General features: G+C 38.7%; 14 protein-coding genes. 8 read left to right on the top strand and 6 right to left on the bottom strand.

The window, feature by feature from the left end:
- Positions 1-73 precede the first annotated feature (73 nt).
- Together ACFE6N_RS00835 and ACFE6N_RS00830 are read right to left on the bottom strand one after the other, a co-directional pair.
- A complete protein-coding gene (locus tag ACFE6N_RS00835; protein ID WP_378932818.1) occupies positions 74-1,144 on the bottom strand; it encodes a glycosyltransferase family 4 protein in 1,071 nt (356 codons plus the stop codon).
- A gap of 47 nt (positions 1,145-1,191) precedes the next feature.
- Complete coding sequence (locus ACFE6N_RS00830) at positions 1,192-2,067, bottom strand: glycosyltransferase family 2 protein (protein ID WP_378932815.1); 876 nt, start codon at positions 2,065-2,067, stop codon at positions 1,192-1,194.
- A 58-nt stretch (positions 2,068-2,125) separates the two neighbouring features.
- Between ACFE6N_RS00830 and meaB the strand changes: the two genes are divergently transcribed.
- Positions 2,126-3,025 carry a methylmalonyl Co-A mutase-associated GTPase MeaB gene (gene meaB / locus ACFE6N_RS00825; RefSeq protein ID WP_378932813.1) on the top strand — a complete coding sequence of 300 codons (900 nt, stop codon included), beginning with the start codon at positions 2,126-2,128 and terminating at the stop codon, positions 3,023-3,025.
- Positions 3,026-3,069: 44 nt separating this feature from the next.
- On the opposite strand, the gene ACFE6N_RS00820 is transcribed toward meaB, so the two are convergent.
- Entirely contained in the window at positions 3,070-4,359 is a 1,290-nt protein-coding gene (locus ACFE6N_RS00820; protein ID WP_378932810.1) for an aminopeptidase P family protein, read from the bottom strand.
- 171 nt (positions 4,360-4,530) lie between these two features.
- On the opposite strand from ACFE6N_RS00820, the gene ACFE6N_RS00815 reads away from it, so the two are divergent.
- The 7 genes from ACFE6N_RS00815 to ACFE6N_RS00785 all read left to right on the top strand — a co-directional run bounded on the left by ACFE6N_RS00815 (position 4,531) and on the right by ACFE6N_RS00785 (position 16,084).
- Positions 4,531-5,874, top strand: a complete 1,344-nt coding sequence (locus tag ACFE6N_RS00815) for an OmpA family protein (RefSeq protein WP_134204285.1) — start codon at positions 4,531-4,533, stop codon at positions 5,872-5,874.
- A 96-nt stretch (positions 5,875-5,970) separates the two neighbouring features.
- A complete protein-coding gene (locus tag ACFE6N_RS00810; protein ID WP_317039670.1) occupies positions 5,971-6,108 on the top strand; it encodes a DUF6728 family protein in 138 nt (45 codons plus the stop codon).
- Positions 6,109-6,118: 10 nt separating this feature from the next.
- Positions 6,119-6,499 carry a RidA family protein gene (locus ACFE6N_RS00805; RefSeq protein WP_378932806.1) on the top strand — a complete coding sequence of 127 codons (381 nt, stop codon included), beginning with the start codon at positions 6,119-6,121 and terminating at the stop codon, positions 6,497-6,499.
- A gap of 397 nt (positions 6,500-6,896) precedes the next feature.
- Positions 6,897-9,002, top strand: coding sequence for an ATP-dependent DNA helicase RecG (recG, locus tag ACFE6N_RS00800; protein WP_378932803.1), 2,106 nt, complete (start codon positions 6,897-6,899; stop codon positions 9,000-9,002).
- A gap of 448 nt (positions 9,003-9,450) precedes the next feature.
- Positions 9,451-12,723 (top strand): SusC/RagA family TonB-linked outer membrane protein, encoded by a 3,273-nt coding sequence (locus tag ACFE6N_RS00795; protein ID WP_378932800.1) that lies wholly within the window; start codon positions 9,451-9,453, stop codon positions 12,721-12,723.
- Between the two features lie 32 nt (positions 12,724-12,755).
- Complete coding sequence (locus ACFE6N_RS00790; RefSeq protein ID WP_378932798.1) at positions 12,756-14,627, top strand: RagB/SusD family nutrient uptake outer membrane protein; 1,872 nt, start codon at positions 12,756-12,758, stop codon at positions 14,625-14,627.
- Between the two features lie 170 nt (positions 14,628-14,797).
- Positions 14,798-16,084, top strand: coding sequence for an MFS transporter (locus ACFE6N_RS00785; protein ID WP_378932795.1), 1,287 nt, complete (start codon positions 14,798-14,800; stop codon positions 16,082-16,084).
- A gap of 272 nt (positions 16,085-16,356) precedes the next feature.
- On the opposite strand, the gene ACFE6N_RS00780 is transcribed toward ACFE6N_RS00785, so the two are convergent.
- The 3 genes from ACFE6N_RS00780 to ACFE6N_RS00770 all read right to left on the bottom strand — a co-directional run bounded on the left by ACFE6N_RS00780 (position 16,357) and on the right by ACFE6N_RS00770 (position 21,626).
- Positions 16,357-16,572, bottom strand: coding sequence for a PLDc N-terminal domain-containing protein (locus tag ACFE6N_RS00780; protein ID WP_134204276.1), 216 nt, complete (start codon positions 16,570-16,572; stop codon positions 16,357-16,359).
- A gap of 18 nt (positions 16,573-16,590) precedes the next feature.
- Positions 16,591-18,342, bottom strand: coding sequence for an ABC transporter ATP-binding protein (locus ACFE6N_RS00775; protein ID WP_378932792.1), 1,752 nt, complete (start codon positions 18,340-18,342; stop codon positions 16,591-16,593).
- A 101-nt stretch (positions 18,343-18,443) separates the two neighbouring features.
- Complete coding sequence (locus ACFE6N_RS00770) at positions 18,444-21,626, bottom strand: carboxypeptidase regulatory-like domain-containing protein (protein WP_378932790.1); 3,183 nt, start codon at positions 21,624-21,626, stop codon at positions 18,444-18,446.
- Between the last annotated feature and the right edge of the window lie 85 nt (positions 21,627-21,711).

Below are 21,711 nucleotides of genomic sequence, written 5' to 3'. Positions count from 1 at the left end.
ATGATGATAATTGGCGAATAAAATTACAGTTCTTTGAGTAAGAATGGATAGCAATCGGAGGTCTTTAAGGAAATTAATTCGAATCGCTGTTTAGCATGCATTCCTGATACAAATGCAAATATTGATTGGCTGCTATTTCCCACGAAAATTTTTCAGCCTGGGCGATAGCTTCCTGAGCCCGGTTATTTTGATTGAAATCCCTCATTCCGCTTCTGAATACTTCCTGCATGTGTTCTGGTTCGAAATTGTCAAAATAATAGGCAACATCGCCGCCAACTTCAGGAAGTGAAGTAAATTTGGATAGAAATACAGGTTTCCCAAAATGCATCGCCTCAATTATAGGTAAGCCGAAGCCTTCAGCAATGGAAGGAAATAAAAAAGCATCACAATTTTGGTAATACCACGTTTTATCTTCATCTGAAATTGGTCCCGTAATGTGCACCCGCTCTAAACAATCATATTTTTCTGCTTCTGCTAAAATCGTTTGTTTGTGTGGGGTTTCTTTGCCTGAAATGACAAGATGAAAGTTGTTCCCTTTTAATAAAGCCGGCAGCAAATGGAATCCCTTCTGTACCGATAATAATCCGATGGTAAATAAAAAAGGTTTCGGAGGTATAAAATCCGGGCGATGTTTTTCATCCGGAATCAATTTATCTGCACCATTATAAATCACACTAACTTTTTCTTTCGCTTCAGGAAAGTAATGAATAACATCATTTGCAACAAACTGCGAAATACATACCACTTTATCGCACTGTGAGATAAGTTTACCCAGTTTTTTTAAATATACCTTGATTCTGTGTGGTTTGCTAAACTTCAAATGAACTTTGTTCATATCATGCACCGTCATTATCTTTTTTGCATCAACCTTGCCAGGTCTTAATCTGCAGGTTTGATCGGAGAGATGAACAACATCGAAGTCATTTTTTTTCTTAAAGAACAACCGGTCTAACCTGGATAGATAAACAATGTCAACCAGGCCATTAAAAAGATATTGAGTGCGTTTAAAAAGATAAAACTTAAGCTTAAATTTACCCTTGTTTTCTTTGATCAATGCATCGCCCAATCCCTTTCCAAATGAAAAATAACCACAATTGGCATCTTTCATCGAATCAAAGGTTACTAAAACATTGGGCTTTTTCATTAATAATTAATTTAATGATGCAAATATAAGCAGATTTAATTTGATGCTTATTTCACGATTTTATAGTTGCGGTATTCGAATAAGCGCAATCCGGTCATATCCTCAATTTTCTGTAAAATTCTTCTGCGGAAATTCATTTTAGGATTTTCCTTCGTTAGATCTTTGTCGAATTTCCAGTTTGCGGCTGCGATCCTGGCCTGCATTACTTTTGGATGGCTGCCTTTGAAATGAACCAAACGATCGGCATTGTGCATATCGTAAGTTTCCTGCACCGGATAGTTTTCTTCAATCCACTCATCTGTTTGGTAAAACTGATTAAAATTCCGGACTTTGCCTTGAAGTCCTTTTGGCGGTTTCACCCAGCCGTAATGGTAAATGTATGCATCGATCAGTTTAACCTTAAGTTTTCTGTTATTGATTCTAAAACCCTGGGCATCCCGGTATGAGTGTACTCCAGGCAGGTTTTTAATGATCCTAACTTCTCTTCTGTACCAACGTCTGGATTGGGCCAGATAATCATAAGAAGCATAAAAATGTTTATATTTTAAAAGTAAGGCCTCCACATGGCTGTTGGTCAGTTCAGCTTCCATTTCTTTTTTGATCAATGGAAGGTAATCTTCATGTATAGCTTCATCGCCCTGGATATAAATCATCCAATCGGTATCTGCGCTGATTTCAGCTAAAGCCTTATTGGTTTCATCGGCAAAGACACGCCCGCCTTCACGTATACTTTCGTCCCAAACGGTATCGATTGTTCTGATTTTAGGGTCAATGCTTCTCACCATTTCAGAAGTTTCGTCTGTAGAATTTCCTAGCGCTACAATAAAATCATCACACAATGGCAGCACAGAAAGTATAGCTTCTTTTGCAGGATAATCATTAGCAATAGCATTTCTTAAAAACGTAAAACCGGTAACTTTCATTATTGGGGCACCTCGTAGCTAATAATTTTTGTTTATTTGTACAAAGATAGTTTTATTGATGAATACGCATCTATCCATTTTAAGCGAAGTAAAGGCGGGAAACTATAAGGTTTTGGCAAGAGCCCTCACGCTTGTTGAAAACGATATTGAACCGGCCGATTCGATTTTAAGAAGTTTAGATAGTAAAACAGATGTTCCTGTTTTAGGTATTACAGGGCCGCCGGGCGCAGGAAAAAGTACGCTGGTAAATGCAGTAACGAGCCATTTTGTTGCTGAAGGGAAACGCATTGCCATATTGGCGGTAGATCCGACGTCACCCTTTAATTTTGGTTCTTTGTTGGGCGATCGCATCCGGATGGCTGGTCAGTTTAACAATCCAAATGTTTTTATCCGTTCGTTGGCCACGCGTGGCGCTTTGGGCGGTATTTCGGCAAAAACCATAGAAATGGTTGATGTTTTAAAAGCGGCTGATTTTGATCTGATTATTGTTGAAACTGTTGGGGTAGGGCAATCGGAAGTAGAAATTGCCGGATTGGCAGATAAAACAATCGTTGTATTGGTGCCCGAATCAGGAGATGAAGTTCAGCATATCAAATCGGGTTTGATGGAGATTGCTGGTTGTTTCGTAATCAATAAAGCTGATCGGGATGGCGCGGATACTTTTGCTAATAACCTGAAAAAAATCGTTCATCAGGGCATAAAGGCTATTCCAATCCTAAAAACCATTGCTGATAAAGATATAGGTATAGACGAATTGTGTAGATGGATTATCAATGCTGAAGTTTTCGATGAAAGCCGAAAATCTTTTTTGTTTGCGGAAAAAGCATGGAAGCTTATACAACATCAAAAAATGCAGTATATTGATAAGAAAAGGCTACATGAAAAGGTTCAGGTAGCCTTAAAACAAGGTGATTTTAATATTTATCGTTTTGCTGATGAGTTTGGTAATAATGATTAATTGTAAGTGTAATATGCCAATTGTTAACTGCCAACCGCAACTGACTAACTGTTCATAATATCTTCAATCTCTTCTGCTTCCAATGGTATATCAGCCATTAAATCTATATTTCCGTTTGCAGTGGTGAGAATATTATTTTCTAAACGGATGCCTAAATCCTCTTCTGGTATATAAATGCCTGGTTCAACCGTAAGGATATTGCCGTTGGCAAAAGGGGTGTATCTTCCTGCAAAGTCATGCACATCGATACCCAGGTGATGTGAATTACCATGCATAAAATATTTTTTATAGGCAGGATAGCTGGCGTTTTGGTTTTTTACATCTTCTAACGAGATTAAGCCAAGGTTAACCAATTGTTCTGTCATGATTTCACCAACCTGTTCGTGGTAAGAATTCCATATTGTTCCTTCGCCAATTAATTTGATCGACTCTTTCATTACATGCAATACCGCATTATATACATCCTTTTGTCTTTTTGTAAACCTGCCGTTAACAGGGATGGCCCTGCTCATATCTGCATTATAATTGGCATATTCTGCTCCAAAATCGAAAAGTATTACGTCCCCGTCTTTACAAACCTGATTATTGTCATTGTAATGCAGGATGTTGGCATTATGGCCGGAAGCAATTATGGGTGTGTAGGCGTGTCCTGTTCCACCCTGACGGATAAATTCGTGTATGATCTCCGCTTCAATTTCATATTCTTTAACACCAGGTTTTGTAAACTTTAATACCCTGATAAAAGCGTCACGGGTTATTGCCGACGCCTTTTTAATCAGCTCAATCTCAACATCAGATTTAACTGCACGTAAATTTCGCATCATCGGTGCCGAGCGTTCATAATGATGCAATGGGTATTTTGACCTCATCTTTTCGATAAAACGGATATCCCGATAAGGAACCTCGTGGGCATACCTGTCGTTCTCATTGGTATTTAAATAAATATTGTCCGCATAATTAACAATGCTGTGTAAGATGTTGTCAAAATCTTCCACCCAATATACAGACTGGATGCCTGAAGCAGCTTTTGCCTGTTCTTTGGTATACTTATATCCTTCCCAAACCTTGATGTAGTCGTTTGTCTGTCTTAAAAACAGGACTTCCCTGTACAAAGGATTAGGACAATCGGGATATAACAGTAAAATTGTTTGTTCCTGATCAACCCCTGATAAATAAAATAAATCGGGATTTTGCTTAAAAACGAAATTCTGATCACCACTTCTAGGAAACTCATCACTTGAGTTAAATATCGCTATTGAATTGTTTTTTAAGGTGTTGCAGAAATTTTTTCGATTTAAGATAAATAATGACTGATCAATAGTAGGGTATTTCATGAGAAAGTATTTTATGTGGGCAAAGGCCAAATGTAATAAAATGATTAATGACTGTTGAAGTTTGGAACGGAGTTTGTATAAAAGTTTGAAAATTTAAAATTTTGATTAATTTTGCCATTACTGAAAAATTAATCAATTAAATTGTTTAACCCTTAAAAAAGAAAAAAGATTATGAACTATTCTACTTTAAAGAAAAGTGTTGCGCTTTCTTTAGTGGCATTAACAGGAGTTGCTTCTCTTGCTGTCGCTCAGGATGCTCCTGCAACCTCTTCTGCTGTCAAAGTATTTGGTGGTAGAGGCCAGTACAGAACTTGGTCTATCGGTGTACACGGTGGTGTTTTAATGCCAGTTGTTGCTATCGGTGGATCAAACGATTTTAACAAATGGGATGCTAATTTAGGTTACGGTTTAAACATCCGTAAGCAATTAGGTCACTCTTTCGGTTTAGAATTAAACGGAACACGTGGTAAACTTTCAGGTAACAACGAAGGTATCACTAATCCAGCTGTTAGAGATTTCGAAACTCAATTACAATATGCTGTAGATTTACGCGGTGTTGTAAACGTAGGTTCAATTGATTTCCTACGTCGTGAAAATGCCGTAGGTTTCTTCGTAACAGCTGGTGCTGGTATGTTAGCTTATGCACCAAAAATCACTACTGGTACTGGTCAGGTAATTGACTGGAAAGGTAATGCTGTAGGTCCTGCTGATGACAGACATGATGCTAAAGATTATGTAAAAGGTTTCTATATTCCAGTTGGTGCTGGTGTTAAATTCAAAGTTTCTGAGCGTGTTAACTTCAACTTAGGTTATACCATGAACTTTGTTGATGCTGATAACTTAGATGGAGTTTATGCTAAAGGTACTACTAAAGATAAATTCTCTTACGGTTATGCTGGTTTAGAATTCTCTTTAGGTTCTTCTGCTAAACCAAGTTTAGAGTGGACTAACCCACTAGCTACTATGTACGATGAGTTAAAAGATCCAACTTTACGTCAGGAAGTTGAAGCATTGAAAAACCGTGTTTCTGCTGTTGAGAAATCTGTTGAAGATTTGAAAAAAGATACTGATGGTGACGGTGTTGCTGATCAATTCGATAAATGCCCAGGAACTCCTGCTGGTACTGCTGTTGATGGTTCAGGTTGTCCTCTTCCAAAAGCAACTACAGATACAGTAGCTTCTAACGTGACTGGTTTCGAAAGAATCGGTTTTGATTTCAACTCTTCAGTTTTAAAAACTGAATCTTACCCTACTTTAGATAAATTATCTTCAGTGTTACGTGAAAACGGTGGTAAAGTAACTGTAAACGGTTACGCTTCAAGCGAAGGTACTGCTGCATATAACATGAAATTATCTAAAGACAGAGCTAATTCTGTTAAAACATACTTAGTAAACTCTGGCGTTAACGCTAGTCAAGTTGCTACTAAAGGTTATGGTGAAGCTAACCCAATTGCTTCTAACGATACTGAAGAAGGTCGTATCCAGAACCGTCGTGTTGAAACTGCTAGAAACTAGTATTTCAATATAAAATTTAAGAAAGTCCCGATTTAAATCGGGACTTTTTTTATGCCTTTTAGTTTCGTGTATAAAGCTTTTTAGCTAAGTTTGTACATGTACTTCTTTAGAAAAAAAGATCCAAACCGGCCAAATAATATTAATTTGAGGATTATGCATTTTATCAATGCATTGGCCATCTTAATTTTTCTTGCAGGTATCATCTACAAGCTTATTCAGTGGCTTGCCAAATAACTCTAAATTTATGAAACAAATTATTAAAACAACTAATGCTCCAGCTCCAATTGGACCATATAGCCAAGCTGTACAGGCCGGGAACTTTTTATTCGTATCAGGTCAGGTTGCCATTAATCCTGAAAGTGGCGAGTTGAATATTGGCAATATTGAAGAAGAAACACATCAGGTAATGCGCAATCTTAAAGCTGTTTTGCTTGAGGCTGGCTTAACTTTTGATCATGTGGTAAAGTCTACTATTTTTTTAAGTGATATGGGTACTTTTGCTCAGGTTAATGAGGTTTATGGCCAATACTTTACTGCTGATTTTCCTGCCCGCGAAACAGTTCAGGTTTCAGTATTACCTAAAAATGTGAATGTGGAAATCTCGGTAATTGCTGTTATAGGCTAGTTGACAGAAAAAGAGTATATTTGATATCAGGCATTGTTCTTCAAATCAGCTGGGGAACAATGTCTATACCTTTGCCATAAGGGATTTCCTGCCACAAAAAAATTCTATTATAGAATATTCGCTTCCATATTAATTTGGCCATTAGTTTATTCATGAGAGAAAGATTACGAAATCATCTGAATTTCTAAAATCGTTAACACGTGTAATAAATTCAAATTAATGTTGCCTCATTATTTTAATCTACATCAATTTAAATGTTGTTTTTGCAGCCTCGTTTTTCAATTTCAAAAGAAAATGGATGTACACCATTTTCTGCTTATTTGCTTTTGCTGCTATCGATCGTTATTTTTAACGCACAATTGCTAAAAATTGTTGTTACAAGAAACGGTAAAATATTTTGTTTAATTCGGTATTAGATACACCTGTTGAGTTTTTGAAAGGCGTTGGGCCAAGCCGTGCTGATGTTTTGAAAAAAGATCTTGGCCTGTTTACCTATCAGGATATGCTTGCACATTATCCATTCAGGTATATCGACCGTACTAAATATTTCAAGATCAATCAGATCAATCCAGATTCGCAGTATATCCAGATTATTGGTCGGGTAATTAGCAAAAAGGTGATTGGCGATAAAAGAGCAAAACGTATTGTCGCGGTTTTTAAAGATGAAACCGGGATGATGGAACTGGTTTGGTTTCAAAGTTTAAAATGGGTTGATGAAAACATCGCAGTTGGTACCGCATATGTAGCATTTGGGAAACCGAACTTTTTTAACGGGACTTTCAGTATCTCACACCCTGAGATGGAGTTATATCAGCGCAAACAGGTAGGAAGGGGTAATCTGACCCTACAACCAGTTTATAATTCAACAGAAAAGCTTAAAAAATTTAATCTTGATTCAAAAGGTTTACAGCGTTTAATTGCGGGCCTGCTTGATCAGATTATCCCGCAGGTTCCGGAAAATTTACCGCAATATATTATAGATAAGTACCAGCTACCCGATAAAAGATTGGCCTTGCTAAATATTCATTTCCCCAAAAATCAAAAGGATTTAAATGCTGCGGAAAGACGTCTTAAGTTTGAGGAACTGTTCTTTATCCAGTTACAGCTCTTACACAATAAACATTTACGCCAGTTAAAATTTAAAGGCGCCACATTCGATAAAGTTGGTGATAAGGTAAACCGCTTTTATAAGGAATTTTTACCCTTTGAGTTAACCAATGCTCAAAAACGTGTAATTAAAGAAATCAGAATTGATACACAGCGTGGTGTTCAGATGAACCGGCTTGTACAGGGAGATGTAGGAAGTGGAAAAACTGCTGTTGCATTAATGAGTATGCTTTTGGCTAGTGATAATGGCTATCAAGCTTGTATGATGGCGCCTACAGAGATTTTAGCTCGTCAGCATTACGCTTCTATTACTGAGCTTGTAACCGATGATTTGGTACGTGTTGCTATTCTAACCGGGAATACCAAAAAGAAAGAGCGTACCATTTTGCATGATCGGTTGGAGAATGGAGAGATCGATATCCTGATTGGAACACATGCATTGATTGAAGATAAGGTCCAGTTTAAAAATTTAGGTCTGGTTGTGATTGATGAACAGCACCGCTTTGGTGTAGAACAACGCGCCAAGCTTTGGCGCAAAAATATTATCCCTCCGCATATCCTGGTTATGACTGCTACTCCGATTCCACGTACGCTGGCAATGACCTTATACGGTGATCTTGACGTTTCAATTATCGATGAATTACCGGCCGGAAGAAAACCTATTGAAACAAAACACCTTTTTGAAAGCCAACGGCTCAGGATGTTTGGTTTTATGAAGCAGGAAATAGCCAAAGGCAGACAGGTTTATATTGTTTACCCTTTGATTAAGGAAAGCGAAAAATTAGATCTTTTAAATCTCGAGGCTGGAATTGAGCAGTTAAGTTACCAGTTTCCCCGCCCTGCTTACCAGATGAGTATTGTGCATGGACAAATGCCAAATGCAGATAAACAATTTGAGATGCAGCAGTTTATTGATGGTAAAAGTCAGATTATGGTAGCAACTACCGTAATTGAAGTAGGTGTTAATGTACCTAATGCTTCAGTAATGGTAATTGAAAACGCCGAACGGTTTGGTCTATCTCAACTCCACCAGTTACGCGGTAGGGTAGGCCGTGGTGCAGAACAATCTTTCTGTATCTTAATGAGTGGTAATAAACTTAGTAAGGAAGGCAAAATCCGTTTAGAAACGATGGTTAGAACCAATAATGGATTTGAAATATCTGAAATTGATCTGCAGCTTCGTGGCCCCGGTGATATTACCGGAACGCAGCAAAGTGGTGTGCTGGACTTAAAGCTTGCCGATCTGGCAAAAGACCAGGTGATTTTATCTGAAGCACGCAATACAGTAATCGAACTTTTTTCGGAAGATCCACAGTTAGAGATGCCTCAACATGCGACTTTAAAGATACATCTGCAAAAACTGGAAAGAGGGATTTCTTTTGATAAAATAAGTTAGCTTAACCATTGACTTATTATTCTTACTTCTTTGCAATAACATCTAATATTGTATTATTTGTTTTACCTGACGAATTTCTGTAATATTTTTTTTACGAGTCAGCCCCTTATAATTATTATTTTACCCCCTTTTTTTAATTGCTAATATCCTTACCTTGCGTGTGTAACCAATTATGAACTGTTTAGTCGTCAACTCTGAATGATTATGGTGTGTTATCCAGTAGTTTATATAAAGTAATTCGTTCGTGTGTCAGATAAGGGGATTTATACACGATTTATGTGATTATTGATCAGCTTTACTACGCCAATATTTTTTCCATTGGAAGATTAATGTAAATGGCTTACACTAAAAATGAAGCTTTAATAATGCAAAAGTGAACAGTTCATGATTACTCATGAATATTAAATTGTATTACAATCAATATCTAACCAAAATTAATTGAAAAACTATGAAAAAAAATCTATTGAGGACTTTTGCCAGAGGTAGCATGTTTCTTGTTTGCGGTGGTTGTCTTGTTTTTTCTCCACTTGCCAGCATGTCTGCCAAAGCATCATTGCATGAAAAGGAACCTTTTGATTTTTACAAAATCCCCTTCGACGATATTATTGTGAAGGGAAAAGTTACAGATGCAAACGGGCCGGTTCCAGGTGTAAGCGTGAAGTTGAAAGGCGGCACAGCAACCACGGTAACCGATGGCGCTGGGAACTTCAGTATCAAAGTTCCTGAAAATGCGACTTTGGTATTTACCTATATCGGTTATGCCGATCAGGAAGTTCAGGTAAAGGGCCAAACCAATATTAGTGTAAAGTTATCAGAGAATAACCAAAATCTTTCTGAAGTAGTTGTAGTAGGTTATGGTACACAAAAGAAGGCTGTTGTATCTGGTGCTGTTGCTTCTGTTAAAGGTACCGAACTTGCTAAATCTTCATCGGTAAATTTAACCAACTCATTAGCTGGGCGATTGCCTGGTGTTACCGCATTGCAAGGCAGTGGTGAGCCAGGTTACGATGGGTCGACCATCAGGATTCGTGGCACAAACTCACTTGGGAACAATAATGCATTGATCGTAATTGATGGGATACCCAACCGTGCGGGCGGTATCGAGCGCTTAAATCCAAATGATATTGAAAGCGTATCAGTGTTGAAAGACGCATCCGCTGCTATTTATGGCTCGCAAGCGGCCAATGGGGTAATCTTAATTACCACCAAGCAGGGTAAATCTGGAAAGCCCCAGTTTTCTTACGATTTTAGTTATGGCTTGCAACAGCCTACCAGGATACCAAAAATGACCAATTCGGTACAATATGCCGAAATTCTGAATGAGCTTAACATCTTCGGTTCTGACATTAACCCTAACGAATGGGCTGCCGCATGGAACAGTTTTAAATCTACGGGTTCCTATACTTCTACAGGAGGAAAAACAATTAATGCTGCTTATAAAGCAGATGAGATCAGGAAATTTGCTGATGGATCAGATCCTTTAAGATATCCTAATACTGATTGGTTTAAAACCACTTTTCAAAACTGGTCGCCTCAGCAAAGGCATAATGTTCAGATCAATGGCGGTAGTGAAAATGTAAAGTACCTCGTTTCTTTGGGTTATCTTGATCAGGATGGCTATTATAAAAACTCCGCAACGGGATACAAACAATATGATATGCGTTTTAATCTTGAAGCAAAGTTGAGTAAATACATTACCACAACTTTAGGGGTAACAGCCAGAGAAGAAGACCGTAATTTCCCAACCGTGGGTGCAGGCGATATTTTCAGGTTTTTAATGAGAGGGCGCCCGAATGAGATTGCGGTATGGCCAAATGGTAAACCTGGAAGAGATATCGAATATGGTTATAACCCGGTGGTATCTACTACAGATTTAACGGGTTACAATAAGGATATCAGGGATTATTTTCAAACTACTGGTAAAGTCGAAATTAAAATTCCTGGTGTTGAAGGATTAAAAGTAACGGGAACTGCTGCAATAGATAAATATTCTGGTAGGCAGAAAAACTGGCAATTGCCATGGACACTTTATGATTGGGACAAAAAAACTTTTGAAGCTGATGGGGTAACGCCAGTATTATCAGGTACAGTAAGATCGCAATATACTGATCCAAGACTAAGAGAAACAGCTGGCGGTCAATTGGCCATCAACTTAACCGGCATGATCAATTATGATAAAAAAATCGGTGATCACAATATTGGTTTAATGGCTGGTGTAACCCGCGAAAAGGTAGCAAATGATGGATTTACAGCTTTTAGGAGATATTTTATTTCAACATCTGTTCAGGAGCTGCTTGCAGGTGATGAACGAGAACAATCGTTAGGTAATAATCCGGGAGATCCGAACAATTTGTTTAACAGGGCGCGTTTAAGCTACTTTGGAAGGGCTGGGTATAACTATAAAGAAAAATACCTTGCGGAATTTTTGTGGAGGGTAGATGGCTCTTATATTTTTCCAACTGATAGACGTTTTGGTTTTTTTCCTGGAGTATCTGTGGGATGGCGTTTATCTGAAGAGTCTTTTTTCAAAGAAAATGTTAAGTTCATCAACAATCTAAAACTAAGGGCATCATACGGGCAGATGGGGGCTGAGGCCTATTTTGGAGATGCTCTTCAAGAATATCAATATCTCAGTTTAATGAACTTTGGAACTTATACTTTTAATGATCTGGTTACCAAAACGCTAACAGAGGGTAAAGTACCTAACTTCAATTTCGGGTGGGAAGTTGCCAATAATACCAACGTAGGTTTAGATGCATCATTTTTAAATAACAAACTATCGCTTGAATTGGATTATTTCTATAATAAACGTACTAATATCCTGATTAGTAGAGGAAGTTCAGTACCTGAAAGCTCAGGTATTTCTGACCGTTTACCTCCTGTTAACTTAGGGAAGGTAAATAATAAAGGTTTCGAGTTCAAATTGAGCTATAATGATCGGATTGGTGATTTAGATTTTGGCGTAAGCGTAAATGGCGGTTATGCAAAAAACAAGATCATTTTCTGGGATGAAACCCCCGGCGCTCCGGAATGGCAACGTTCAACTGGTAGGGTAACCAATTCGTGGTTGGTGTATGATTATGATGGAGTTTTTAAGGATCAGGCAGAAATTAATGCCAATACAATTAACTATAGTGCATTAACCAGCAATTTACGTCCTGGAGATATGAAGTTTAAAGATATTAACGGTGATGGAAAAATCAACGCAGATGATAAAATACGTCTGGATAAGAATGGTACGCCAACCTTTACCGGGGGCTTTAATTTAAACTTACAATACAAAGGATTTGACTTGTCAGTGCTGATTCAAGGTGCAACCGGCGGGATGCAGATCGTAGGGATTACAGAATCTGGCGATATTGGTAATTTCTTAGAATGGTCTTACAAAAACCGTTGGAGCATTGAGAATCCAAGTTCGGTAGATCCACGTTTATCTAACCGTGGCGCTACTTATTACACCGATGGCAATAATGCATTGAATAATACCTATTGGTTGCGGAGCAATAATTACATCAGGCTTAAAAATGTGGAATTAGGTTACACCTTGCCAACTGGCTGGGTTGAAAAAGTAGGCTTAAACAGTGTAAGGGTATATACAAATGGATTAAATCTGGCTACCCTTGATAAAATCAAAGTTTGGGATCCGGAGTCAACTAATTCAAGCGGTCAGTATTATCCGCAGGCCAGGGTAATCAATTTTGGTATTAAAGCCGCGTTTTAATGTATAGCTATTTATCAATTACAACCAAGAATATGAAAACAATTAATAAAAATATAAAGGTCTACATATTAATTTTCACAACGATTTTTGCAGTCTCCTGTAAAAAAGATTTTTTAAATGTAGATTCCCCTAGCCAGGTGCCGGCAGAATCAGTATGGAAAGACCCTGCAACTGCACAGGCCTTTGTTAATGATATCTATAACGGATTGGGTAATGGAGGTTTCTCTGAACAAATGTTGGCTTCGGTTTCTGATGAAGCTTTATTTACCCATCCTACACGTGGTATTGATTTGATCAACAATGCAACTATCAATCCGTCTACGCTGGGTTGGATAGACGATACATGGGGATATAAACAGATGTATACCCGCATCAGAGCATGTAATATTACCATCGAAAAAATTACTAGTGGTGATAATGGTTTGAGCAGCCAATCGTTAAAAGATCAGCTGTTAGGCGAAGCTTATTTTTTAAGGGCCTACTACTATCAGCAGTTATTGCGTTATTATGGCGCTATACCCCTCATCACAAAAGTCTATGTGCTAGATGATGACTATAAAGTAAAAAGAAATACATATGAAGAGTGTGTAAATTTTATCGTTAAAGATTGCGATGAAGCCAATAGGTTGTTAGCTGGGAAAATACTCGATAAAGGACGTACTACAGCACTTGCTGCACTGGCATTAAAGTCAAGAGTATTAATTTATGCGGCCAGTGACTTACACGATAGGGCAAAGCTTACTGCTAAAGTTACCAATATTGCTGCTCAAAAGTTAGATTTTTTAAGCTATGCCAGCGGTAACCAGGCTGATCGCTACAGATTGGCGCAAACTGCAGCCAAAGCGGTAATGGATTTAGGTACAGGTTATAAATTAAATCTTTCTGTGCCCGCTACAGATGGTCAGTTAAATTACAAAAGCATTGCCATGGGGGGAGGGAGTAAAGCTCCTGGTATAGATGCAAGTGCCGCATCAGAACTCATTTTTGCCCGTTATTTTATTATCCAGAATAATAATAAACATGCACAGCAAAATGGTCCTAATGGGTATCATAACTGGGCAGGTAATACGCCGATAGGTTTATTGGTTGATGATTATGAGATGAATGATGGCAGTAAGTTTAGCTGGGCCAATGCCGCGCAAAAAGCTAATCCTTACCAAAATAGAGACCCTCGTTTTTATGCTACCATTTTATATGATGGAGCAGGTTGGAAACCACGTGATAAGGCTTCCGGAAATGTGGATCCCGCCAGCCAGATTCAAACCGGTATTTATGATTTGTTAGATGATAAAGGCAGCAGGTTCGACTTTAAAGGATTGGATACGCGTGGAAGTTCGATTGAGAACTGGAACGGTAGCTGGACAGGTTATTACTATCATAAGTTTATCGATCCGGATCCAACGATTGTAGATGCTTCTATGTCGCAGAATGTACCATGGCCTTTCTTTAGGTATACAGAAGCGGTGTTTAATTATATTGAAGCCAGTATCGAGTTAGGAGAACTTAGTAATGCAACAAATTGGTTAAATAAAATCCGTTTCAGAGCAGGCATGCCTGCGGTAACCGCTACCGATCAGGCTGGACTTAGAGCTGTTTACCGCCATGAGCGCCGTATAGAAATGGCTTATGAGGAACAACGTTATCATGATGCACGCAGGTGGTTAATTGCTAGTGAAACTTTAGGTAGAAAAGTTACTTATATTAAAGTAACCGGTAAGTTTAAGTCTGGTAAAAGTATGACATCGCCTTATCATTATGATCCAACCGTATACGATTATACTTATACTCCGGTTGAGGAAAATGCGCAGGAAAACAGAAGCTGGGACAATAAGCTTTACTTCAGGCCATTTAGCCGAGATGAAGTGAATAAAAATAATTTACTTGAACAAAATCCTGGCTATTAAACTGGCCATGCTATATAACCCGATGGATAATTATCTATCGGGTTTTTTTATGCTTAAAGCTTTGGGTTGTTAATCAGTTATCTTAATTTTTAATTTAAATAATTAAGGTTGAGCTTTTTCTATTCGTGTATTGATTTTTCAAAGCTTAGTTTTGCAAATATTTTTTTTCCATGGCAGATTCAGGCCCTAACCCCGTTATTGTAAAACCAGACCCGTTCGCAGCCTTGCGTTATAAGGAATTTAGATCATTTTTAGGCATGCGATTCTTTTTTACACTTGCTTATCAAATGCAGGCCGTTGTTATTGGCTACCACATTTACGATTTAACACATGATCCGCTGAAACTCGGTCTGGTTGGATTATGCGAAGCTATTCCAGCCATTGGGATCGCATTATACGGTGGTTATATTGCCGATAAAAGTGAAAAACGTGGTTTGCTGATCAAAATATTTTCAGGTGTTTGGCTGGCATCGGTTTTAATGCTGATTATTACCAGTAAATATTTTCATCTCCGGGAAGACCTTATCGTGTTGATCATGTATGGCTTGGTTTTCTGCATTGGCCTGGCCAGGGGATTTTTTGGTCCGGCGACGTTTTCATTAATGGCGAAGATCGTACCTAAAGAATTATATCCAAACTCCAGTACTTGGAACAGCAGCAGCTGGCAACTGGCTACCATTATTGGTCCATTGCTTGGTGGTTTGGTAAATTGGTTATGGGGAATTACAGCAGCCTATAGTGTCATTGTGGCCCTTGTTACGGTATCGTTGATCTGCATATTTACCTTCAAAAAGCATCCAGCCACTTATGTGCCTACGCAGAATATATTTCATAGTTTAAAAGAAGGCATCCAATTTGTTTTTAAAACGAAAATGATGGTTTGGGCCATGAGCTTAGATCTGTTCTCGGTGTTTTTTGGTGGCGCTGTAGCCTTACTGCCCATGTTTGCCAAAGATGTTTTTCATTTGGGATCTTTCGGATTGGGCATGATGCGCGGTGCGGCATCTTCAGGGGCTGTAGTTACGATGCTGGCCATGACCCGTTTTTCACCAATGGGCAAACCCTGGCGTAACTTGTTAATTGCAGTAACTGGCTTCGGCCTCAGCATTATTTGCTATGGTTTATCTAAAAACTTCTACCTCACCTTATTCTTTCTTTTCCTGGAGGGATCGTTTGATAGTGTAAGTGTCATCATCAGGCAAACCATTATGCAGTTACTTACTCCAGATGAGATGCGGGGCAGGGTTTCGGCTGTAAACAGTATGTTTATTGGTTCGTCAAATGAGATTGGAGAGTTTGAGTCGGGTTTAACGGCTAAACTGATGAACCTGGTTCCTGCGGTTGTGTTTGGAGGAAGCATGACAATTGCCATTGCTGGCATTACCTGGTTAAAAACAAGATCGTTAACCAAACTAAGTTTACAGTATATCAATGCGCAAACGGCTAAGACCGGTTAATACACGTAGTTCTCTTTATAGACAGGAAAGCAGTAGTATGCAAAATTTTTCGGAGGCCCTGCCTTTCCTCAAATCTTTTTGTTAAAGGTGTTGATCGGCTTAATTCAGTGCAACAAAAAGTATTTCCGTACAGTCAGGTTTAGTGCAATTGTGCTTTTGCTGCTATTAATGGTTAACAGGCCAGGTGTTCAAATAAACCATTGGGTAATATTTATTTAAAAAGTTGTCAACTTGAACAGCTAATAGCGCTAGAAAGTTGACAACTTCACAAGTTAAAACTTCTTATTTTTACCCCACATGAGGTAAATAATAGAACCAAGGAAAGGTGCCAGCAGGATAATGATAAACCACAATACCTTTACACTAAAACCCATCGAACTGTTTCTGGAGATATGATAAAGGGCGATCAAGATTAAGGCCAGCCATAAAACGGCCGGTATAATCACGAAAAGGGCCACCTGATTGCTGTTGATTTCTGCTAATAACATCCGATTGAATTTAATTACTTAAGCTTCAACAATCCGCTCGCCAATTTGTTGGCGCCACATGGCCTGGTACAAGCCATTTTGTGCAATTAGCTCTTCATGCTTGCCCTGCTCAATAATATGGCCTTTTTCCAGTACGTAAATCTGATCGGCATGTTTAATAGTTGATAAGCGGTGCGCAATTAAGATTGTAATGTGATCAGTTAAGTCTGATACTGAGCGGATGGTTTTGGTAATTTCTTCTTCCGTAATCGAATCGAGCGAAGATGTAGCCTCATCAAAAACGAGGATATCCGGCTGGCGCAATAAAGCACGGGCTATAGATAAACGCTGTTTCTCCCCGCCTGAAACCTTTACACCACCTTCACCAATGATTGAATCCAGCCCTTTGTCTGCACGGGCCAATAAAGTTTGACAAGCAGCCTGGTTTAATACTTTATAACATTCCTCATCAGTTGCCGTAGGATTTACAAACAGCAGGTTTTCTCTGATCGTACCCGAAAACAGCTGTGTATCCTGGGTCACAAAACCGATCTTTTCACGCAGGGCATCTAAATCAATTTTCTTGCTGGAAATGCCATTGTATAAAATTTCACCCTGTTTTGGCGGATAAAGACCAACCAATAGTTTTACAAGAGTTGTTTTTCCGGAGCCCGATGGGCCAACAAAAGCAATGGTTTGCCCGTTATGTGTGCTGAAAGAAATGTTTTCTAAAGCATTGCGGTTAGCAGTTTGATGTTTAAAGCCAACATCGTTAAAGGTTAAATCATTAATTTTTTGAATTTCGGTCGGATTCTCCGGTTTCCTATCTATCGGTGTACTTAAAATCTTTTTAAAATTACCAAGCGAAACTTCAGCCTCTCTCCAGGCTAAAATTACATTACCTAACTCTTGTAATGGTCCGAACAGGAAAAATGAGTAAAATAAAAATGTTAAATACTGACCTGCAGAAATGGTGTTGTCAAAAATCAGCAATAATAAAACCAACACCATGGTACTGCGTACCAGGTTTACGGTTGTACCCTGTACAAAGCTCATGCTCCGCACATACTTGACTTTTTTAAGTTCCAAACCAAGTATTTTATAGGTGGTTTTGTTCAATCTTTCAATTTCCTGATCGGCCAGCCCTAAACTCTTTACCAGTTCGATATTTCTGAGCGATTCGGTAGTAGAACCAGCCAAAGCAGTAGTTTCACCAACAATAGCCCGCTGGATGGTCTTGATCTTTCGACTCAAAAACCAGCTGACGAAGCTAATGACAGGAATGGCTGAAAAATATACCAGGGTAACTTTATAACTTACCGTGAACGAATACACGATCACGAATACCATTCCGATTAAACTTACGAATAAGATACTGATGAATGCGGTAATAAATTTCTCAGAATCCAAACGTACTTTCTGTAAAATACCCAGGGTTTCGCCACTGCGCTGATCTTCGAAAACCTGATAAGGCAATTTTAGCGAGTGCTGCAAACCGTCTGCATACATTTTTGCACCAACTTTTTGCACAATAACGCTGGTAAAATAATCCTGAAAGTTTTTGGCAATCCGCGATACCATGGCTGCCCCGATTGCAAGGCCGATTAAGCCTATTGAACCCCAAAGATATTGAGCATAGGTTAACGTGTCTTTTTTATTGATGAAGCGATCTAAAATTTTTCCGGTAATAAGCGGATCCATCAAAGAAAAGCCAATATTTAAACCTGCAAGCAATAACGCCAAAGCCACAATCCATTTATGGCTTTTCAGGTAACTGAGTAATAATCCCATTAAGTTTTGTTGTTTTATTACAAACATAAAAAAAGGGAACGGATAAAAATCCATTCCCCTTTTTTATGACTTTAAGCTAAGAAAGTTAGCTAAGTTAAAGGTTAAAATCCATAACGTAAACCGATTTGTGCCTGCCATGGGTTACCTGATGGAATTACAATTCCGGTATTGTTTAAGCGGTATTTGTAATTAGAACTTGCTGCGTCAAAACCGGTAACGGCATACAGTGCCTGTGTTCCTAAAGTTTCTGAAGTACCCCAGGTTTTCTTGAACAAATTGGCTACGTTAAATAAATCGCCAGAAATTTCAATGCTTTGTTTTTTACCGCGGCCGAATTTAATCTGGTAAGCTAATCTTAAATCAAATGTGCCATAGAAACCGTTTATACCGCCATTACGCTCTGCAAATGTACCTTCGTACTTGGTGATATAATCTTTCAAGCTCTGGCTTGCAGCCCCGTTATCTAATAAGGTTTGTAAAGCAGTTCTAAGCGTAGCTGGTACATTGGTATTTGATCTGTTGAAGATGTAGGCCAAATCATTTGTTGCCACGAAATCACCATTGGTATTTCCACCCGATAATAAACTATATCTGGTACCGCCAATGCCCGAATAACGAATTCCGGCTTTAATACCTTTAAATGATGGTAGTGTTCCGTAAACGACTACTTTGTTTCTAAATTGACCATTTGAATAAGTCATTCTACTTAAATCGCGCGGATCATCAACTACGGGCAAAGATAAAGTTGCTGAGTTGGCTACGTTACCATTATACGAGGTGTTATCTTTTGTATCATTCCAGGTGTAGCTCGCCGTAATTTCCCCATCTTTAAAATATCTCCAGGTACCATCTACAACAACAGCAAACTGATTTACTTTCCCTTTGCTGTTCAATTCTAACACCCTGCCGAACATATTAGTTAAACGACCTGTTTTCCAGTCAGTATTTCCATTACCTGTATTAATTGTATTAGCAGGTACAAAAACACCTCTGTTTCCTTCGTTTGATAATCTGAAGAAAGGATCGGCAACCATATTTCTATCTACATACATATAGTTGTGACGTGCAAATGTGGCATAACCGGTAATGCCTATTCTAATTCTATCGTTAATCAATTTATTATAGGACAAATTGGCTTTATAAACCACCGGTACTTTGGCATCATCGGCATAGGTATTGATGGTAGGGATCTGTAATCCGGGTAGCGTTGGTGCCGTAGCGGTCCCATTTCTGTAACCGATAAAGTCTGGAGTTGGTACGCCCGAACCGGTAACATCAACTGTTGCGAGGTGTTTACCATCAAAAGTTAAGTTGTTAATGGTAACATAATTATTTACGTCCGATCCAAAAATTCCGGCTCCCAAACGAACGTAGTCGCTATGGTTTTCATTAATATCCCAGTTGAACTGGATACGCGGTTGAATTAAAAATTGCTTTAATTCATGGTCTGTTCTTACCCCTATGGCATCAAACAATTGTTGGTTTAACGGAGATGTTGGATATTTACTGTAATCTAAGCGTAAACCACCCGTAAAATCCAATCCTTTACCCAGTTTGGTTTGCATTTGGCCGTAAATTGCGGTGTTCCATAACTTACCAACAACACTCGGATCAGCAACTAAAGGGACTTCCCTGTAATAGTTTATGGGTATCAGGTTATTAAAATTTTGTAAAGCAGTTTGCTGGTTTCCTGCTTCGGCAGTACCCGATCTGTTAAACGTAAAACGTCCATTTACCTCGCTACCATATAATGACAAAGCGTGGGTATACATAATGTCTACACCAAAAGTGTATTTAATTTTATCTGTATTGTAATATAAATTATCTACTAACTGGAAAACGTTATTAGTGAAACCTTCTTGTCCAAAACGATGCCCTCCAATTTGAACTGCAGTAGTTAATATGCTTCCTGTAGGTGAGGTAGATTCTAAGTTAGACACAACAGCCCTTGGGATGGCAAAACCCAGTTCATCATTTTGCGTACTGGCCTGATAGGTGTACAGGTGCTGTAATTTTAATTCGTTGGTAACTTTGCTGCTGATTGTTGAGCGTAAGGTAGCCAATAAACTATTATCAACGTTTTTATCGTTACCGTAACTTTCGTAAAAGTTGATGGCCGTATTATCTGCTAATCCCAGCGGGTTTCTGTCGTTGGTATAGTTATCTCTAACGGTTAATAAATTTTTATCATCAATCTGCCAGTCTAAACGAAGAAAACCTGCATCGGTGCCTCTCTTTTTTGGAAAAGAACCAAATTGTGGCGTGTTAGCTACGCCATATTTTGATCTTGCAACAGCTAAGAAATTGTTTAATGTGGCGTTTGTAATGTTGAAACGGGCCACGTCCGCATCCGAGTTGATATCAGCAATAATTAATGGGCGAGAATCTCTTTGATGATCCCAGGCTGCAAAATAATGTAATTTATCTTTAATGATCGGACCGCCTAAGCTAAAACCATATTGATAGGTTGAAAAATCATTAGTTCTTCTGTTTCCTCTGATGTCATATTTACTCGCCAGGAAATCAGCACGGTTATAAGCGAATGCACTCCCTGTAATCTCATTTGTACCAGATTTGGTTACTGCACTAATTGTACCACCACCAGAACGGCCTAAACTGACATCGTATTGATTGGTTACTACTTTAAACTCACGTACACTTTCAATGGAGATAGAGTATGGTGCACCACTACGGCTTGTTGTACTCCCTGCCGAAGTTGGGTTTTTGGCTGTCATGCCATCAATAGTGAAATTGGTAGATGAACCTAACTGACCTGAAATACCACCTGGACCTGCTAATGGCGACAGATCTGTTAAACTGGAAAAGTTACGGCCGTTTACTGGTAGCAAGTTCATCGTTTTTGATGAAATTTCTGTTGAGGCACCAAATTGCTGCACTTTATTCCTTAAAGCTGATCCATTAACGGTGATAGCATCAAGCGTTTGCGCATCTTCCTGCATATTAACCGCTACCATTACAGCATCGCCCTGGTTAAGCATATAACCTGTTCTGTTTTGCTCAGCATAACCAATGTAAGTGGCTTTAATAGTATAAGGACCGCCTAAAGGAAGCTCTTTAAACGTGTATTCTCCCTGAGCATTAGTAGATGTTCTGGTGGTGAAACCAGTAGAGTTATTTTTAATTTGAACAGAAACGCCGGGGATGGGCTTCTTTTGATTATCTGTTACAACTCCGGAAATTGATGCTTGGGTAGTTTGTGCCATGGCAGGGTTACTGGCATAACATAAAAACAGCATCACTGCAATAAGTAAATTTTTCATCATAATTAATTTTCTGATTTATGATGCAAAGGTGTTGTTGCAGTATTAAGCCGGTTTGGATTCTAGATTATGAAATGGTTTAGGATTA

The organism is Pedobacter sp. BG31, assembly GCF_042464845.1.
In the GTDB taxonomy this organism is placed as follows: domain Bacteria; phylum Bacteroidota; class Bacteroidia; order Sphingobacteriales; family Sphingobacteriaceae; genus Pedobacter; species Pedobacter suwonensis.
This window is presented reverse-complemented; position numbering and strand designations above follow the sequence as displayed.

What these genes read in the sequence shown, in the direction of transcription:
- meaB (WP_378932813.1), top strand. Translation starts at nt 2,126, where the DNA reads ATGAATACGCATCTATCCATTTTAAGCGAAGTAAAGGCGGGAAACTAT.
- ACFE6N_RS00835 (WP_378932818.1), bottom strand. Translation starts at nt 1,144, where the DNA reads ATGAAAAAGCCCAATGTTTTAGTAACCTTTGATTCGATGAAAGATGCC.
- ACFE6N_RS00785 (WP_378932795.1), top strand. Translation starts at nt 14,798, where the DNA reads ATGGCAGATTCAGGCCCTAACCCCGTTATTGTAAAACCAGACCCGTTC.
- ACFE6N_RS00820 (WP_378932810.1), bottom strand. Translation starts at nt 4,359, where the DNA reads ATGAAATACCCTACTATTGATCAGTCATTATTTATCTTAAATCGAAAA.
- ACFE6N_RS00810 (WP_317039670.1), top strand. Translation starts at nt 5,971, where the DNA reads ATGTACTTCTTTAGAAAAAAAGATCCAAACCGGCCAAATAATATTAAT.
- ACFE6N_RS00795 (WP_378932800.1), top strand. Translation starts at nt 9,451, where the DNA reads ATGAAAAAAAATCTATTGAGGACTTTTGCCAGAGGTAGCATGTTTCTT.
- ACFE6N_RS00770 (WP_378932790.1), bottom strand. Translation starts at nt 21,626, where the DNA reads ATGATGAAAAATTTACTTATTGCAGTGATGCTGTTTTTATGTTATGCC.
- ACFE6N_RS00775 (WP_378932792.1), bottom strand. Translation starts at nt 18,342, where the DNA reads ATGGGATTATTACTCAGTTACCTGAAAAGCCATAAATGGATTGTGGCT.
- ACFE6N_RS00790 (WP_378932798.1), top strand. Translation starts at nt 12,756, where the DNA reads ATGAAAACAATTAATAAAAATATAAAGGTCTACATATTAATTTTCACA.
- ACFE6N_RS00815 (WP_134204285.1), top strand. Translation starts at nt 4,531, where the DNA reads ATGAACTATTCTACTTTAAAGAAAAGTGTTGCGCTTTCTTTAGTGGCA.
- ACFE6N_RS00805 (WP_378932806.1), top strand. Translation starts at nt 6,119, where the DNA reads ATGAAACAAATTATTAAAACAACTAATGCTCCAGCTCCAATTGGACCA.
- ACFE6N_RS00830 (WP_378932815.1), bottom strand. Translation starts at nt 2,067, where the DNA reads ATGAAAGTTACCGGTTTTACGTTTTTAAGAAATGCTATTGCTAATGAT.
- ACFE6N_RS00780 (WP_134204276.1), bottom strand. Translation starts at nt 16,572, where the DNA reads ATGTTATTAGCAGAAATCAACAGCAATCAGGTGGCCCTTTTCGTGATT.